The organism is Cohnella laeviribosi DSM 21336 (assembly GCF_000378425.1).
Taxonomy (GTDB): domain Bacteria; phylum Bacillota; class Bacilli; order Paenibacillales; family Paenibacillaceae; genus Cohnella; species Cohnella laeviribosi.
This window is the reverse complement of sequence record NZ_KB899838.1, coordinates 19,307-35,638: the sequence shown is the minus strand read 5'-3', so window position 1 is coordinate 35,638 and position 16,332 is coordinate 19,307. Positions and strand designations below refer to the sequence as shown.

Annotated in this window: 14 protein-coding genes and 1 tRNA gene; 12 read left to right on the top strand and 3 right to left on the bottom strand. The window is 60.0% G+C overall.

Annotated elements, in window-relative coordinates:
• Positions 1 to 891, top strand: a complete 891-nt coding sequence (locus F560_RS0116990) for a TetR/AcrR family transcriptional regulator (protein WP_019006961.1) — start codon at positions 1 to 3, stop codon at positions 889 to 891.
• 123 nt (positions 892 to 1,014) lie between these two features.
• Here the strand turns inward: F560_RS0116990 and F560_RS0116985 are convergent, their stop codons facing one another.
• Positions 1,015 to 1,899, bottom strand: a complete 885-nt coding sequence (locus F560_RS0116985) for an aldose epimerase family protein (RefSeq protein ID WP_019006960.1) — start codon at positions 1,897 to 1,899, stop codon at positions 1,015 to 1,017.
• A gap of 145 nt (positions 1,900 to 2,044) precedes the next feature.
• Here F560_RS0116985 and F560_RS0116980 point away from each other — a divergent pair, with 145 nt between their 5' ends.
• Positions 2,045 to 3,193 carry a phosphodiester glycosidase family protein gene (locus F560_RS0116980; protein ID WP_019006959.1) on the top strand — a complete coding sequence of 383 codons (1,149 nt, stop codon included), beginning with the start codon at positions 2,045 to 2,047 and terminating at the stop codon, positions 3,191 to 3,193.
• A 15-nt stretch (positions 3,194 to 3,208) separates the two neighbouring features.
• On the opposite strand, the gene F560_RS0116975 is transcribed toward F560_RS0116980, so the two are convergent.
• Together F560_RS0116975 and F560_RS0116970 are read right to left on the bottom strand one after the other, a co-directional pair.
• Positions 3,209 to 3,817: a DUF3298 and DUF4163 domain-containing protein gene (locus F560_RS0116975; RefSeq protein ID WP_019006958.1), complete on the bottom strand. Its 609-nt coding sequence runs from the start codon at positions 3,815 to 3,817 to the stop codon at positions 3,209 to 3,211.
• Between the two features lie 131 nt (positions 3,818 to 3,948).
• On the bottom strand, positions 3,949 to 4,941 hold the full coding sequence (locus F560_RS0116970; protein ID WP_019006957.1) for an SPL family radical SAM protein: 993 nt from the start codon (positions 4,939 to 4,941) through the stop codon (positions 3,949 to 3,951).
• A 177-nt stretch (positions 4,942 to 5,118) separates the two neighbouring features.
• On the opposite strand from F560_RS0116970, the gene F560_RS0116965 reads away from it, so the two are divergent.
• The 10 genes from F560_RS0116965 to F560_RS0116915 all read left to right on the top strand — a co-directional run bounded on the left by F560_RS0116965 (position 5,119) and on the right by F560_RS0116915 (position 16,322).
• Positions 5,119 to 5,194: transfer RNA gene (locus F560_RS0116965), tRNA-Thr, on the top strand.
• A 535-nt stretch (positions 5,195 to 5,729) separates the two neighbouring features.
• Positions 5,730 to 6,746, top strand: a complete 1,017-nt coding sequence (locus F560_RS0116955) for an NAD-dependent epimerase/dehydratase family protein (RefSeq protein ID WP_019006955.1) — start codon at positions 5,730 to 5,732, stop codon at positions 6,744 to 6,746.
• The gene (locus tag F560_RS0116950; RefSeq protein ID WP_019006954.1) at positions 6,746 to 7,810 is read left to right on the top strand and encodes a dihydrodipicolinate synthase family protein; all 1,065 of its coding nucleotides are present in this window, start codon (positions 6,746 to 6,748) and stop codon (positions 7,808 to 7,810) included. The genes F560_RS0116955 and F560_RS0116950 overlap by 1 nt, the downstream gene beginning before the upstream one ends.
• Before the next feature lie 76 nt (positions 7,811 to 7,886).
• Positions 7,887 to 8,564, top strand: a complete 678-nt coding sequence (gene sdaAB, locus F560_RS0116945; protein ID WP_019006953.1) for an L-serine ammonia-lyase, iron-sulfur-dependent subunit beta — start codon at positions 7,887 to 7,889, stop codon at positions 8,562 to 8,564.
• A 3-nt stretch (positions 8,565 to 8,567) separates the two neighbouring features.
• Positions 8,568 to 9,482 (top strand): L-serine ammonia-lyase, iron-sulfur-dependent, subunit alpha, encoded by a 915-nt coding sequence (gene sdaAA, locus F560_RS0116940; protein ID WP_019006952.1) that lies wholly within the window; start codon positions 8,568 to 8,570, stop codon positions 9,480 to 9,482.
• On the top strand, positions 9,469 to 10,653 hold the full coding sequence (locus tag F560_RS0116935) for a M20 metallopeptidase family protein (protein WP_019006951.1): 1,185 nt from the start codon (positions 9,469 to 9,471) through the stop codon (positions 10,651 to 10,653). Before sdaAA ends, F560_RS0116935 begins: the two co-directional genes overlap by 14 nt.
• 74 nt (positions 10,654 to 10,727) lie before the next feature.
• Positions 10,728 to 12,074 (top strand): hypothetical protein, encoded by a 1,347-nt coding sequence (locus tag F560_RS0116930; protein ID WP_019006950.1) that lies wholly within the window; start codon positions 10,728 to 10,730, stop codon positions 12,072 to 12,074.
• Positions 12,075 to 12,179: 105 nt separating this feature from the next.
• The gene (locus F560_RS0116925; RefSeq protein ID WP_019006949.1) at positions 12,180 to 13,562 is read left to right on the top strand and encodes an extracellular solute-binding protein; all 1,383 of its coding nucleotides are present in this window, start codon (positions 12,180 to 12,182) and stop codon (positions 13,560 to 13,562) included.
• 394 nt (positions 13,563 to 13,956) lie between these two features.
• A complete protein-coding gene (locus F560_RS0116920; protein ID WP_019006948.1) occupies positions 13,957 to 15,285 on the top strand; it encodes a sugar ABC transporter substrate-binding protein in 1,329 nt (442 codons plus the stop codon).
• A gap of 98 nt (positions 15,286 to 15,383) precedes the next feature.
• Complete coding sequence (locus F560_RS0116915; RefSeq protein WP_019006947.1) at positions 15,384 to 16,322, top strand: carbohydrate ABC transporter permease; 939 nt, start codon at positions 15,384 to 15,386, stop codon at positions 16,320 to 16,322.
• Positions 16,323 to 16,332: the final 10 nt, after the last annotated feature.

The following is a 16,332-nucleotide window of genomic DNA, read 5'->3' as shown; positions in this document are numbered from 1 at the left end:
ATGAACGACAAAAAGAGGATGGTGCTGGAGGCGGCCCTCCGATGCTTTTCCCAAAAGGGGTTCCGGGCCACCTCGATGCAGGATATCGCGGACGAAATCGGAATGGCCAAAGGTTCCTTGTACTTCTATTTCAAATCCAAGGACGAATTGCTTTTGTCGGTGGTCGGTTTCGTCATCGAGCGCCTGATGTCCGGGATGAGGGAACTGCCGGAAGAGCGGCATTTCCCTCCAAGGGAGAAGCTTTGCCTTCAGCTCGCCCGCCATTTCGCCAACTTCCGCCGGGAACGGGAATTCGCCGCATTGCTCATGAGAGAGCCTGCTCTCGGAGCGAAATCGGAAGTACGGGACGCTTTTTTGGCTTTCAAGAGCCGTATTATCCTGTGGTACCAACAGCGCATTCTCGAGATTTACGGCCGGGAGGCCGAGCCGTATTCCTGGGACGGGGCGGAGCTGCTGAGCGGAATGTCGCTCCACTACATGAGCCGGATGCTGGAGGGAGGCAAGGCGTTTGGCGACCGTCGGCTCGCGCGTTTTCTGGTCCAGCGGCTTGACGATGTGATGGAGGGGATGATTCGCAAAAAGGAGCGGCCTCTGCTCAGCCGGGAAGACGTGCTTTCGTACGACGGCTCCTATTCCGATCCGGAGATGAAGTTCCGTCTAGCCGCAAGCGAGCTGCGCAAGGCGGCGGAGCAGGCGAAGGACGGGGAGTTTCCGGCCGAGCGCAAAGCGGACTTGTTCGCCAGCTTGTCCTTGATGGAGGACGAATTGGCGAAGCCGGTTCCGGAACCCCTTGTTCTCCGCGGCATGCTGGCTTACGTGAAAGAGCTGTCGCTTCCGGCCTGGGCCGACCTGGTCGAGCGGCTGGAGTCGAGCCTGTACCTTGACCGATAGCCGCCGGGCCATACGGTTGTCTTGCATTGGAGACACAAGCTTAGGCCGGGAAAATCAAAAAAGGGCGCCTCGCGCCGATCCTTGCGGATCGGGCGGGGCGCCCTTTTTGCCGCTCTCCATGCTTTACGGACAGACGGAATACGAAATGCCGAAATCCAGCTCGAGCGCGCTGCCGGGTTCGACAAGGATCAGTCCTTCCTTGCGGTTCAATGCTCCGTTCGGAGCGGTCCACGGCTCGACGCAGATGAACGGCTTGCCTTCCACCGACCACAGCACGACCGTACCGAATTGCGGGCTGTAGTCAAGCTGAACCCGGCCGTTCTGGCCGAATGGAAACGCGACGGTCGGCGTCTTGGGATCGAGAAGCGCCACCGATTCGACGAGCCCGCTCAAATCGACGGTGCCGGCAAACGGCTTGATCTGGCCGTCATTGTAGTCGAGCAGGCGGGTGGCGTCGGACTCGTAGAACAGCCGTTTGTTTTCGCCTGTGGCGAAATACGGGTGAAACCCGGCCTGAACGGGCATCGGCCGGTCCGACAGATTGCGGTACGTCTGCCGGATACCGAGCCTGCCTTCCTTGAGCTGAAAGGCAAACCTCAGTTCGAAATCAAACGGATAGGAAGCGAGCGTCTCCTCGCTGCTTTTGAGAACAAGCGTCAGCGCGGCTTCGCCGTCGGTTTTCTCGTCGGCCACTTCCCAAGCGGAGGTGCGGGCGACGCCGTGGTTGCGCATCCGGTAGACGGCGCCCTCCCACTCATACTGCCCGTCCTTCAATTGCCCGCAAATCGGGAACAGGATCGGAATGCCGCCGCGGATGTTGGCGCTCGGATCGAGAAAGGTGGCGCGATCCAGATACAACAGTTCTTGGCCGTGAAGCTGGCAGCCGATGACGATGCCGCCGCGTTCCGGACATATTTTCACGCTTGACCGGGTAGCCGGTTCTTTCAGTTCGTAAATCCGGTAAGTGTCGGTATAGGAATCAATCGCATACGCATTCGTTGCGGTCATGCTTGTCCCTCCTTTGTCTTCTTCCCTACATTATAGAGCTTGCGCGTCCGAAAGTGGAGCAAGGCCGTTGGGCCTTAATCCCGCAACAAGTCCCACTTCTCTCTCGTCTATTAGCAGTAGGCACAGAGATGGGGGAGTGGAGACGATGGACCCGCGCGCAACGGCGGCCAAACCGGCGGCGCACCCGCCTCGCGGCGGAAAAAGAAGGGCTGTCCGCAAGCGGCGGCTTGGATTTTGGCGGGCGATCGGGCGGCTGTTCGTGCTGGGGATGGTGCTTGCCGCGCTGTCCGCCGCGTGGCTGTTCCTGACGCCTTCCGGCACCGCGCTGCGGTACCGGGCGGCCGATACGCTGATCACGACGCAGCACCGGCATTGGGCGAAATATATTATTGGCGAAAAGGGATTGCGCGAACGGGTCGCGGCTTATGCCGCGAAATTCGAGCAAATGGGCGAGGAACGGGACACCCATGTCATTCGTCCGCCTGCGGAGAACGGCGATGCGAATCCAGGGGAGAACGTGGAGACGAAGCCGCTTACGCAAGTGGAGGAAGTGGACGGAAGCGGTTACCACGGCTACTTGCTGACCGTCAGTGATCCGAAAAAAATCCGCCTTGTCGTCCCCGCCGTCAAAGGGCGCGGGGAAAAGGTCTCCAGCATGGTGAAGCGGACCGGAGCCGTGGCCGGCGTCAACGCCGGAGGTTTTGCCGATCCGAACTGGAAGGGAAACGGATTTCAGCCGATCGGGATCGTAATCTCCCAGGGCAAAATTTATTATGACGGCTTGGGCGGCAGCAAGAGCACGCAAATCGTCGGCATCGACCGCGACGGCAAGATGATCGCGGGACGCTATACGGTCCAGGAGCTGCTGGACATGAACGTCTCGGAAGCGGTGACCTTCCAGCCGCGGCTGATCGTAAACGGCAAAGGACTGATCAAAAACCACAAGGACGGCTGGGGCATCGCGCCGAGAACGGTCATGGGGCAGAAGGAGGACGGTTCCATCCTGTTCCTCGTCATCGACGGCCGTCAGCCGGGATACAGCATTGGGGCGGACCTTTACGACTGCCAGCAGATTATGCTCGAGCACGGGGCGGTCATTGCGGCCAACCTCGACGGAGGATCGTCGACGGTTCTGGTGGAGGAAGGCGGAAAGGTCGTGAACAAGCCGGCGTCCAAGCACGGCGAACGTTATTTGCCTACGGCGTTTCTGGTTTTTGACGACCCTTCCTCGGTCGACGTGCCGAACATATGGGAAGGCTTGAAGCCGAGCGATATCGATCCGTCCAAGTGGTGACGGCGTTGCCGCCGATCAATACAGCATCTCCCCGAGCGGTCCTTCCTCGTCGATGATGTCCTGGATTTCATAGACCGAAATCGGGAAATAAGGAAATCCCCAAGCGTATGGAACGATGGCGTACAACGGAAAATAAAGGACAAGGGACTTGTCGGCAATGTAAAAATCCTGATCTTTTGCCATTCCGGGGAATTTTTCGAGCAGCGGAAGATCGCGCGCCTTGATTTGCGCCTCGATGATCCGGTTCAGCCGCTTCTCGTAGTCGCTTCCCGGCTTGAACAGTTCGCCGAGCGAATAGCTGCGGCCCGTATCCGCATCGAAGGTGAGCGACTTTTGCAGCGTATTGCCGTGAGCCCCGCCGGCGAACGCATAATTCAGCAAGGACAGGCTAAGGACGCCCCGCTGGTTCGTTTTGATCTCGAACGTGCCGTCCATCTCCCGGATGTCGGGGCTGGGGTAGCCTTGCTCTTTCATCAGCGATCTCGTCTGTTCCATGATGAGATCGTTGATTTTTTGTTTTGCGCCGGGATTCGTTCCTCCGGTAACGACCGGCACGTTGATCTTCACATGATCCTGCGCGATGTTGGCGATGATAATCGGGAGCATGAGCGTCTGGCCGTTCATCTTCTTTCCCCTTCCCGCATGGGCTGCCGTCTCCCTAGCATATGCGCGCCGGGAATTCGGCGTTCGCGGAGGGGAGGCTGCCGCCGGCGATGCGACCGGCTTGCCGCCGGAAGACGCATCCAGGCTTGCTGTCAGAACAAGGTCAGTTGCACCGGCGCGCACATGGCGGCCCGTTCCGCGGGTGCTTGGACGGGGCCGGCCGACGCTTGCCGCGCTTGACCGGCGCCTCCCGGCTCGGCCCGGTTCGCTGGGCGGCGTTCGCTGTACGCGCCGGTATCGGACAGCCCGTATCGCGCCAGGCACTCGGCAATCCGGCGCTTGACCGGCCGGACATACGACTCCGGCGGCCGGGCGGAGCGCCAATACAAGCGGCCGTAACGCTCCGTCAGGCGGGGGTAGGCTTGCCGCAGCACGTCGAAAAACCAGGTCTTCACTTCCGGCGTAGACAACCGGAGAAACGAAACCATCAGCCGCTTGATGCCATGATCCGCGCATGCGGACGCGAGCGCTTCCGTCGCCGCCGGGCCGTCCGTGATGTAAGGCAGGACCGGCGCCATGAAGACGTTCGTTTCAATGCCCACTTCCATCAGGGCGCGGGCGCATTTGAGCCTCTGCCACGGAGCGGGCGTTTGCGGCTCGAAGGTTCGCCATACGTGCGGATCGAGCGTATGCAGGCTGATGTTGACCGAGGAGCCGGGCATCCGGCGGAGCAGATCGAGGTCGCGGAGCACGAGCGGGGAGCGGGTGGTGATGCTGACGGGAACGCCGAACTCGGCCAACACCTCCAGGCATCCCCGGGTAAGCCGGAGCCTGGCTTCCAGCTGCTGATACGGGTCGGTTGCCGTGCCGATCGTGACCGATTCGGGAAGACGGGAAGCGGCGGCCATCCGGGTTAGCTCTTTTCGAAGGAGCGACGGCGCGTCCTCCTTCCAGAAAATCCGGTTTTGAAAAGCGTCGTCCGCAGATTGCCCGAGATAGACGTGCGTGCTGCGGGCGTAGCAGAAGCTGCAGCCGTGCTGGCATCCCCGGTAAGGGTTAATGGACCAGTCGAACGGCATGGAAGGGGCTTTGACCGCGTTCAACACCGATTTGACGGCAAGCGGCTCGTACTGCGTTCTCGTCATTTGGCGCTCCTCCTTCGGTCCTGTTTTCTAAAGGGAGTTTACCAAACATATGTTCCCCTGTAAACCGCCGGCTTTTTCCATGAAACGAGCAAAGAAACGCACAAAAAAATTTTTTTGAAAAACGCTTGACATTCTCGGTCGAATTCTGTAATCTATAAAAGTGTTCGCGAGAACTTCGCTGGTGTAGCTCAGTTGGTAGAGCAACGCATTCGTAATGCGTGGGTCGGGGGTTCGAGTCCCTTCACCAGCACCACTTAACTGTCCAATGACGGCGCGTCATTCCGATCTTGAAGGAGGACGCGCTTTTTGCTTTTCGGTGTCCGCTTGCAGACGTTTAAGCGCTCATGATTTTATGCCGTTTCCTGAAAAAATGATAGATAACCAAAGCGCCGGAATATGCGGCATATCCCATGATGCACCCGGACATATTCAGCATCGCGTCATCCGCATCCGCTATGCCTAAGCAGGTCGCGAATTGAAAACCGTCGTTTTTGTTCGCGATCGTGTTTTGGACGCTCTCTTTGACACGTCCCGGATTTCCAAAATACTTTAAGAATCGATTTTTCCAGTAAATTAAAATGAAAGGGAAATCATTGACGATTGACGATCAGGTCAGCAAAGAGGCATGTTTCTGCCCCTGGCCGGTTGGCAGCCGCCTTCGGGTGAAGGCGGTTTTTTGGCGTCGGCCGTTTCCAGAATTATGGACATTTTAAAGACCTTGTCTTTTAATCGGCGCGCCTTTTAACATGGTAGTCAAACCACGATTTGCCATTACGAAAGGAGCGCTTATGAACAACGTAGAACAGTTGGAAGCGAAGCTGGCCGAACCTTCGGACGCGCTGATCGAGGATCTGGCGCAAACCGAAGGGGATCTGCTGTTGCTCGGCATCGGCGGGAAAATGGGTCCGAGCATGGCGCGGCTGGCGCTGAACGCCATCCGAAAAGGCGGTTTGAACAAAAAAGTGATCGGCGCCTCGCGTTTTTCGTCTCCGGGTTTGCGGGAGGAGCTCGAACGGGACGGGGTCGAGACGATCGCGGTCGATCTGCTGAACGACACGGAGCTGCAGCGGCTTCCGGACGTCGAGAACCTCATCTACATGGCGGGCAACAAATTCGGCACGAGCGGGAACGAATCGTTCAGCTGGGCCATGAACGCCTATGTGCCGGGACGGGTGGCCGAAAGGTTCAAACGTTCGCGCATCGTCGTTTTTTCCACCGGGAACGTCTACCCGCTGACTCCGATCGCGCGCGGAGGGGCGACCGAAGACGGGGAGACGGGGCCGATCGGGGAGTACGCGCAATCCTGCCTGGGACGGGAGCGGGTGTTCGAATACTTTGCCAAAAAGAACGGGACGCCGATGACGATCTTCCGGCTGAACTACGCCATCGATTTGCGATACGGCGTTTTGCTGGAAATCGCCAAAGCGGTGAAGGAAGGAAGAACGATCGACCTTCGCATGGGGCACGCCAACTGCATCTGGCAGGGCGACGCCAACGAGTTCGCGCTGCGCTCCCTCAGGGTGTGTTCGACTCCGCCGAACGTGGTGAACGTGACGGGGCCGGAGACGATCTCGCTGCGCTGGGCGGCGGAAGAATTCGCCAAGCGGCTCGGAACCGATCCGGTCTTCGACGGCACGGAATCCGATACGGCGCTTCTCAGCAATGCGGCCAAATCGTTCCAACTGTTCGGTTATCCCCGCGTATCCCTCGCCCAGATGATCGACTGGATCGCCGATTGGGTCAAACAAGGCGGACAGACGTGGAACAAACCGACACACTTTCAGGAGCGGGAGGGGAAATTCTGATGAGCGGAAGCGGAACGCTCGACGAAGCGAAACGCAACGCGCTGCATGAAGGGCTGGTCATACCGGCGCACCCGCTTGCCCTGAAGGAGGACCGCAGCCTGGACGAAACCCGCCAGCGCGCGCTTACCCGGTATTATATCGCTTCCGGCGCCGGAGGCATTGCGGTCGGCGTGCATACGACCCAGTTCGAGATCCGCGAAGCGGGCCTTTACGAGACGGTGCTGCATCTGGCCTCCGAAGAAGTCGACGCGGCTTCCTTGAAACGGCCGTTCCTGCGGGTGGCCGGGATTTGCGGCCCGACGGAGCAAGCCGTGGCGGAGGCGCGGACGGCGGCCGCGCTCGGGTACGACGCCGGCCTGCTCAGCATGGGAGGGCTGCAAGGTTGGACGGAGGAAGAAGTGCTGGAACGGGCAAGGCGGGTGGCGGCGGTCATCCCCGTATTCGGATTTTATTTGCAGCCTTCCGTCGGCGGAACCATTTACAGCTACCGGTTCTGGCGGGCGTTCGCCGATATTCCAGGCGTCATCGCCATCAAGATGGCGCCGTTCAACCGCTACCAGACGATCGATGTCGTCCGCGCCGTCTGCGAATCGCCCCGCAGGGACGAAATCGCCCTATATACGGGCAACGACGACAACATCGTCGTCGATCTCCTGACCGCCTACCGTTTTCGGGTAAACGGGCGGTGGATCGAAAAGCGGATCGCGGGCGGACTGCTCGGCCATTGGGCGGTATGGACGCGGAAAGCGGTAGAACTGCTGGAGGAGATCAAGCAGGTGCGGGAATCGGGGGCCGTCCCGGCGTCCTTGCTGACGAGGAACGTGGAAATCACCGACGCGAACGCGGCTTTCTTCGATCCGGCGAACGGATTCCGGGGCTGCATCGCGGGCATTCACGAAGTGCTGGTCCGGCAAGGGCTGCTGGCCGGCCGGTGGTGCCTGAATCCGGAGGAGGACCTGTCTCCCGGACAAAAGGAGGAAATCGACCGCGTTTACAGCGCGTATCCGCATTTGAACGACGACGAGTTCGTTTCGGCGCATTTGAGCTCCTGGCTGTCGAAGTAGAACCTCGAAACGGACACGGCTCTTTTGGCGAACCGTGCCCGTTTTTCGTATAGTCAGCGGGGCGGGAGGGAAGCGAATGCGGTTCAAAGACGTTTTCTCCATTATCGGCCCGGCGATGATCGGGCCTTCCAGCTCGCATACGGCGGGCGCCGTCCGGCTCGGCCTTGCTGCCCGCCGGCTGCTGGGCGGGACGCCGGTCGAAGCGGACGTCGCTTTTTTCGGCTCGTTTGCCGAGACGTACGCCGGGCACGGCACCGATCGCGCGATTGCGGCCGGACTGCTCGGGTATGCGACGGACGACGGCAGAATCCGCACGGCGCTGGAGGCGGCGCATGCGGCCGGCATGGCGATCGCGTTCCGGGAGGGAATCGGTCCGTACCCTCATCCGAATACCGTGCGCCTGAAGTTGCGTTCGGCCGAACGCGAGACGACGATGACAGGCTGCTCCATCGGCGGAGGAGCGGTGGAAGTGGTCGAAGTGGACGGCTTCGACGTCCGCTTCTCGTGCCACTATCCGACGTTGGTGCTGTTTCACCGGGATCGGGTCGGGTTTTTGGCGGAAGCGACCGCGTCGCTGACCCGATCGGGCGTGAATATCGGCAGCATGGACGTCGACCGCAAGGAGCGGAACGGGGAAGCCCTTACCGCTCTGGAGCTGGATCAGTCCCCGCCCGCCGCTTTGATCGGCGAGCTCCGGCATCTGGCGGGCGTTCGGCGCATCTGCACGATCGATTTGACCCGGGGAGGGGAGTAAGCCATGCGGTTTCGCAGCTTGCAGGAGCTGGCGGACGTTTGCGCGGAGGAAGGAAAGCCGATTTCCGCCGTCATGATCGAGGATCAGGCGAACGAAAGCGGACTTGGCGAAGAAGAAATCCGGCGGCGCATGTCCGAATATTACGCCGTAATGAAAGAAGCGGTCGCACGGGGAATGCGGGAGGACACGACGTCGGCCAGCGGGCTGACCGGCCTGGACGCGCAGCGGGTAGGACGCCTTGTGCAGCGGGGGGAAAGCGTCCTCGGCGCCGATGCGGGCAAGGCGTTGTCTTACGCGCTGGCGGTGTCGGAGGTGAACGCCTCGATGGGAAGGATCGTCGCGACGCCGACGGCCGGCTCGTGCGGGGTCATCCCCGGCGTGTTCGTCAGCGCGCAGGAAAGGTTCGGCTGGGACGACGGGCGGATGGTCGACGGGTTGTTTTGCGCGGGGGCCATCGGGTACGTCATCGCTAACCGGTCGTTCGTCTCCGGGGCGGAGGGCGGATGCCAGGCGGAGATCGGTTCGGCGATCGCCATGGCCGCCGGAGCGCTGACGGAGCTTAGAGGCGGAACGCCGATGCAGTCCGTTCACGCCGTCGGCCTGGCGCTCAAAAACACGCTCGGCCTCATCTGCGATCCGGTCGGAGGGCTGGTGGAAATCCCCTGCATCGTCCGCAACGGCTTCGGTGCGGTGACCGCGCTGGCGGCAGCCGACATGGCGCTGGCCGGCGTCAGGAGCGTCATTCCCGGCGACGAAGTGATTCAGGCCATGCTGGAGGTCGGCTCGGCGATGCCGGAAGCGTTCCGGGAGACGGCCAAAGGCGGGTTGGCGAATACGCCGACCGGCCGAAACATCATGAAGGAATTGAAAAATCGCGCCAAGCGATCGGAAAGGGAGCGGTCCGATGACGGAGCTTGAATTGTTGAGGGAAGCGTTTGACCTGCAGGAATCGCTGGTGAGCATGCGGCGCATGTTTCATCAAAATCCCGAATTGAGCTTTCAGGAGCGGTTGACTTCCTCCGAAGTGGCCGCCGAACTGAAGCGGATCGGAAGCTGGAGCGTCAGGACGGAGGTCGGAGGGTTCGGGGTCGTCGCGGAATTGACGGGCGCGGGCGGAGGGCGGACGGTCGCCTTGCGGGCGGACATGGACGCGCTGCCGATCGCGGAAGAGACGGGGCTGCCGTACGCGTCGGTTCGGCCGAACGTCATGCACGCCTGCGGCCACGACGCCCATACGGCCATGCTGCTCGGCGCCGCCCGCCTGATCGCGCGGCGCCGAGCCGAGCTGGAGGGGACCGTCCGGCTTTTGTTCCAGTCCGCCGAAGAAATCAACGAAGGGGCCAAAGCGATGATCGCCGAGCGGGCGCTGGACGGAGTCGACGAAATTTACGGTCTGCACAACGATCCGCTGCTGCCGGCCGGCCGCTTCGCTTTGCGTTCCGGGAGCATGATGGGCTCGGTCGACCGGATCGAAATGACCGTCGAGGGCAAGGGCGGCCACGGAGCCATCCCGGATGCGAGCGTCGATCCGGTCGTCGCCGCGGCCTCCATCGTCATGGGCCTGCAGACGGCCGTAAGCCGGGAAATCTCCCCCTTCGAGCCGGCGGTGGTCACCATCGGAAGCCTGCAGGCGGGGGAAGCCGGCAACGTCATTCCTTCCCGCGCCCGCCTGACGGGAACGGTGCGGACGTTCTCGCCCGAAGTCCGGCGCTCCATGCCCGAACGTCTGGAACGGTTGGTCCGGAAGCAGGCGGAGGCGTTCCGCTGCCGGGCCGAGCTGCGCTATATCGAGCAGGTTCCCGTCCTGTCGAACGACCAAGCTTGTTGCCGGGCGGCATGGAACGTCTTGACCCGCCTCGCCGGGGAGGCGAACTTGGAGGAAGCCAGGCCGACGATGGCCGGAGAGGATTTCTCCGTCTATTTGCAAGCGGTGCCCGGGTGCTTCGTCTGGGTCGGCTCGGGGTCTTCGGACGGCGGGGAAGCGTACGGTCTGCACCACCCGAAATATACGATTGACGAACGCTGCCTGCCTTACGGGGCGGCTTATTTCGCGGCGATCGCCATGGAGCGGACGAGGCCGGACGGGTAAAAGGTTTTTTCGCGGCGGCGCCGAATGTATTTCTCATTCCGCAATGCAGCACGCGAAGACGGAGGTTGATCGATGTGGCAAGGCGAAATACGGAAGAGCAGCGCCAGGAGATCAAAATCGGCATTATCGGACCCGTCCCGGCGGTGGAGCAAATCAAGCAGACGATCAAGGCGTTCCCGACGTTCAAACCGGTTTTCAAAACGTTTCGCGAGGAAAAAGCGGTCCCCGCGCTGGCCGCCGAGTTGCGCGGACAAGTGGAAGTGATGCTGTTTTCCGGTCCCCATCCGTATCAGTTGGCGCAAGAAGCCCATCGTTTCGACATTCCGGTGCACTACGTGCCGCTGAAAGGGACGGGGCTGTTCCGCGCCCTTTACCGGCTCCATAAGGAATACGGGCTGTCCTCGCTTTCGGTCGATTCCGTTCCGCCCAAGGCTATGGCCAAGACGCTCAAGGATCTCGGAGAAGAATTCGTCGAGGTGTCCTGGTTCTCCGGCGGGCTGAACGCTCCCCTCGACGATCTTGTCGCCTTTCACGCCCAATGCTTTCGGGAAGGCCGTTCCGGCGCGGCGTTAACCGGAATCCACGCCGTATCCGAAGCGCTGAATCGGCTGAACATCCCCAACGCGTTTTTGATTCCGACGGAGCAGGACATTACGGTCGCGCTCGAGAGGGCTCTTCTGGCCACGGAAACGAGAAGGAGCAAGGAGTCGCAGGTCGTGTTCGGCTTCGTGAACGTGGACGATTTCGGCAAGGTGGCGGGAACCAAGTCGTCCGAACACGAAGTTCAGCGCCTGAAACTGGACGTTCACCGCACGCTGCTCGGATACGTCGAATCGCTGGACGGCCACCTGACCCATCTGGGCGGAGACGAGTACATGTTCGTGACGACGCGGGGGATCTTCGAGCGGGAGACCGGGGGGTACAAATCGGTCCCCCTTGCCAAAGTGATCGATCAAGAGTACGGCCTTTCCCTCAGCATCGGCATCGGCTTCGGGCGGTCGGCGGGCGAAGCGGGGATGCACGCCCGGGCGGCGCTTCGGCATTCCAAGGAAGCGGGCGGCAATTTCTGCTTCATCGTCCGGGAAGACAAGAGCCTGATCGGGCCGCTTGAAATGACGGAGTCGCTGGAATACGACCTGTCCCTGCTCGACGCCCGAATGCTGAAGGAAATCGAATCCGCCGGCCTGTCGCTCCAATATGTCAGCCGTCTGATCGGCAGCGTCACCAGACAGGGCCGGACCGACTATTACGCGCAGGAGCTGGCGGAGATACTGGGCGTAACGGTGCGAAGCACCCATCGTTACCTGACGGCTTGGTACGACGCGGGCTTGGTCGAAATCGTCGGCGAGACGAAAGGGGAGTGCAAAGGCCGGCCCCGGCAGATTTACCGCCTTTCGTTCCTCAAGGACTTGATCCGGTAGAAGCCGGAGTTGACAGGCGTTCTTCCGGTTGGCTATCATTTGGATATATACCAGATAAGAACCAATGTCGGCGGGAACCGGCATGCATAGCGAAGGGGTTTGGAGATGACCAACAAACCGAGCCGAACGACATTCCGGAAACGGTTGGATGAAATGGTATCCCTGTTGAGAGAAGAAATCGTGTCCGGCAAGCGTCCGATCGGCGAATTTTTGCCGTCCGAGCAGGCCTTGGGCGAGCAGTTCCAGCTCAGCAAAAATTCCGTCCGGAAAGGCCTCGAGATGCTGGTGGCGGAAAAGCTGATCGAGAAAGTGCCGAGAGTCGGCAACCGCGTCGCCAGACCGGACGCGGAGGGCGTCGTGACCGTAAAGTTCGGCTATTATCCGTCCGTCCTGCAGGAAGGGCTGATCAACCGGGTGCTTTCGGACTTTCACACCGGGCATCCGCATATCCGGGTGCGGTCGATTCCGCTTCCGTACGACCAGTTCGCCGGCACGGTCGCGGAATACATGCGAAGTGACCTGCTGGACGTGATGACGATCAACTATACCGATTTCCGGCACATGGCGGAGGGCGGGCTCACGGATCTGCTCGAGGAGCTGGAACCGAAGCCCGAGCTGTATCCGTTCGTTTCCAAAGCGTTTGCGGACAACGGCGCCGTCTGCGCGCTCCCCTTCATTTTTTCGCCGGTCGTCCTTTGTTACAACCGGGATCATTTCGTCGAAAAGCAGCTTCCCGAACCCGACAGCGGCTGGACGTGGGACGAATTGCTGGCCGCGGCGGAAAAACTGAGCGAAAGCCAAGGCCGGTACGGGTTTTACTTCCACCTGCTGTCCGATAACCGGTGGCCCGTCTTTCTGCTGCAGTCGGGCGCCGCATTCGCCCCCGGCGACGGCGGGAACGACGGGCGGCTCAGGCGCAGCCTGGCGCTGTTCCGCCAGATTCAGCGGGACCGCAGCCTGTTTCCGAACTATATGTCGGAAAGCGACGCCGACGCGGAGGATCTTTTTCTCCAGGGCAAGCTGTCCATGATCATGACGACCTATTTCAGCCTGAACCGCTTTATCGGCGCCCCCTTTTCGTTCGACGTGGCCCCGCTCCCGCATCTGGGCGAGGCGAGAACGCTGCTTTTGGCCATCGGGGCGGCGGTCAGCCGGAAATCGAAAGTGAAAGAAGCCGCCCGGACCTTTCTGGACTACATGCTGTCCTATCCGGTCCAGCTCAAGATCCGGCAGCGGACGCTCAGCATTCCGGCGAACAAGAAGGCTGCGGAATGGCAGGGCAAAGAATCGATGGTTCGCCCCTCCCGCTTTCATATGTACCGGGAAATCATCCCGACTTTCCGCTTGTTTACGGATTTGAATCTGGCGGCGTCCCAGCTGGAGACGGTGCGGAAGGAACTGAAGCTGTTCTGGTCCGGCATGGAAGACGAAGAATCCGTCATCCGGCGGCTGAAGTCGCAGCTTTATCCGGTTGGCGCGCGGCAATAGGAGGAATCCGGCGCAAGGAGAAGAACGGCTTCGGCCGTTTTTTGTTTATGTCATATTATCTACCCTGCCAGAACAACCCCAAGCATCCCCTGTCCTTAATCCGTCTTTATTTGTCAGTTTTGTTGACGCATACCCCGAGGTTTTCTATGATGGATATAGACTAGATATGAACAAAAACGAAGACATCGGCCGATTACGGGGAGAGGGGGAGGCGGAAAGCTTTCGGATGCGGAAAAACAGGTTCAATGGCGCGATCTGTCGGCTGTCTTTAAATGGTCCATAAAGCCGAAGGGCGTTGACGACGCTTTCAAAGCTCCTTTACAATGCAGATATGAACCAGATAAGTATTAGAAATAGCGTTGCGACATACTCCAAAACCGAAGGGAAGGTCTGCATGTTCAAAAAAGGGATTCTTCTTCTCGCGATCCTGGTCTGGTCTCTGGCGTTGGTCGCCTGCGGCTCGAACGGCAACCGGGATACCGCCGCTTCGAGCCCGCCGGCATCGCCGCCGCCGTCGGCATCGGCTTCCGGCGAAAGCTCCGGCACGCCTGCGGGCGAAGCGTTGTCCGGCGAAATCACCGTCTGGGCCCATCCGTACGTCAGCGAGGAAAAAGCTTCGGAATTGAAAGCGTTTTGGAATGCGGTCATTCAAGATTATAATGCGAAATACCCCAACGTGAAAGTGAAGTACGAGGAAATTCCGTGGAAGGAACGGGAGCAAAAAATCTTGACCGCGATCGCTTCCGGAACGGGACCGGACGTCTTCTACCAAATTCCGGACCAGGTGCCGCAGTTCGCCAATCAAGGCGTGCTGGCTCCGTTGGACGACTACCTGGCGGACGCGGATTTGGCGGATTTCAACGAAGGGGCGCTTCGGGCCGGCAACTTCGGCGGCAAGCAATACGCGCTGCCGATTCTGCAAGAGACGCAAACGCTCATTTACAATGCCGATATCGTGAAGGCGATCGGCGAGGACCCGGCGAAGCTCCCGACGACTTGGGACGAATTCAACGCCTGGGCGGAGAAGGCGGTTTCGAAAGGTTATTACGCCCGCGATTTCGCCGGAGCGGAAGCTTGCTGCAACGCGACTTTGTATCCGCTTTTATGGCAAAAAGGCGGAGACGTTCTCGCGGAAGACGGCAGCGTCATTCTGGACAACGAAGCCGGCGTGGCCACCTTCCAATACATCAAGGACATGTACGACAAAAAATGGATTCCGGCCGATTCCGTCTCGAACAAAGACCAGTTCCCCGAATTTTTGTCCGGCAAAATGATGGCGATCTGGGGAAGCGGGTATACGGTCAACGTCCTCAACGAAGAAAAAATCAACTACGTCATCGGCGAGCCGCTGACGGATAAGGTGAAAGCGACTTTCGGGACGGTCGGCATGTTCGTCGTGTCGGAAAAAAGCAAAAACAAAGCGGCGGCGGCCGAGTTCGTCAAGCTGCTTACCAATAAAGAAAATCAGGAGGCCTTCAACAAATTGACGAACTACATTCCGGCCCGGAAGTCGGCGGGGTCCATCCACGACGGCGACGAAGCGATGAAGAAGATGACCGAAATCGCCGCCGTCTCCCGCCCGGGAATCGTAAGTCCCGTCGCGCGGACGATTATGCCCAAGATCCAGGCGGAAATCGCCGCCATGCTCGAAGGCGCCAAAACGCCGCAGGAAGCCGCCGGCGCAGCCGCTCAGGCCGTGAAAGACGAATTGGCCAAATTGTAAGGAAGCCGTCGCCGCTTGCGGGCGCGCACGGTTTTGCGGGAGCCGCGCAAGGGGTGCGCGGCTCTTCTGTTCCAATCTGATCTTCGGGGGGACGCGGATTGAAAGCATATGCGACGGCGGATACCGCCAACGTCTCGGCGAAACCCGGGTTGGCCGCCCGCTTGAAAAAAGAATGGCGGAAAAACGCGTTCGTCTACGTCGTTCTGGTGCCGGTTTTGCTTCATTTTCTCGTGTTTCAGGCCTTCCCGCTCGGCTTCAGTTTCGTACTTTCGTTCATGGACTGGCCGATCATCGGAAAAGCCGAGTTTGCCGGATTCAAGAATTGGGAAACGTTCCTTCACGACAGGCTGGCCTGGAAGTCGATCGGCAATACGCTCCTCTTCTCGCTGTATTACATTTTGCCGACAATGGGGATCGGGCTGCTGCTCGCGCTGCTCGTGAGCGTCCGGTCGAAGCTGGCCGGCTTTTTCAAAAGCGTCTACTTTGTGCCGGTCGTCACGTCCTTCGTCGTCATCTCCGGCATTTGGGCCTGGATATTCAAAGGGAACGATACCGGCATTTTCAACTACGTGCTAAGCTGGTTCGGAATCGGGCCGCAATTGTTTTTCTCGGACTCGAAGCAGGCGATGATCGTGCTGGCGTCGCTGAGCGTGTTCAAAGTCTGCGGAAGCACGATGGTGTACTACTATGCGGGGCTGAAGTCGATTCCGGCGCATTTGTACGAGGCGGCCAAAATCGACGGGGCTTCGGGCTGGACGATGTTCTGGCGCATCACCTTCGTCCTGCTGCTGCCGATCCATTTTTACGTGGCCATTTTTACGACGATCGGTTCGTTTCAAATCTTCGATTCGGCCTTCCTGCTCACGTCCGGCGGACCGAATTACGCGACGACGACAATCGTCTACTACTTGTACCAGGAGGGCTTCGTCGGCCTGCGCATGGGGTATGCGAGCGTGCTGGCGTATGTCCTGTTCTTCATCGTATTGATCCTGTCCCTTGTTCAGCGGAAGTTTCTGGGCAAGGAAGTCCATTATTAACGGGGTAGCC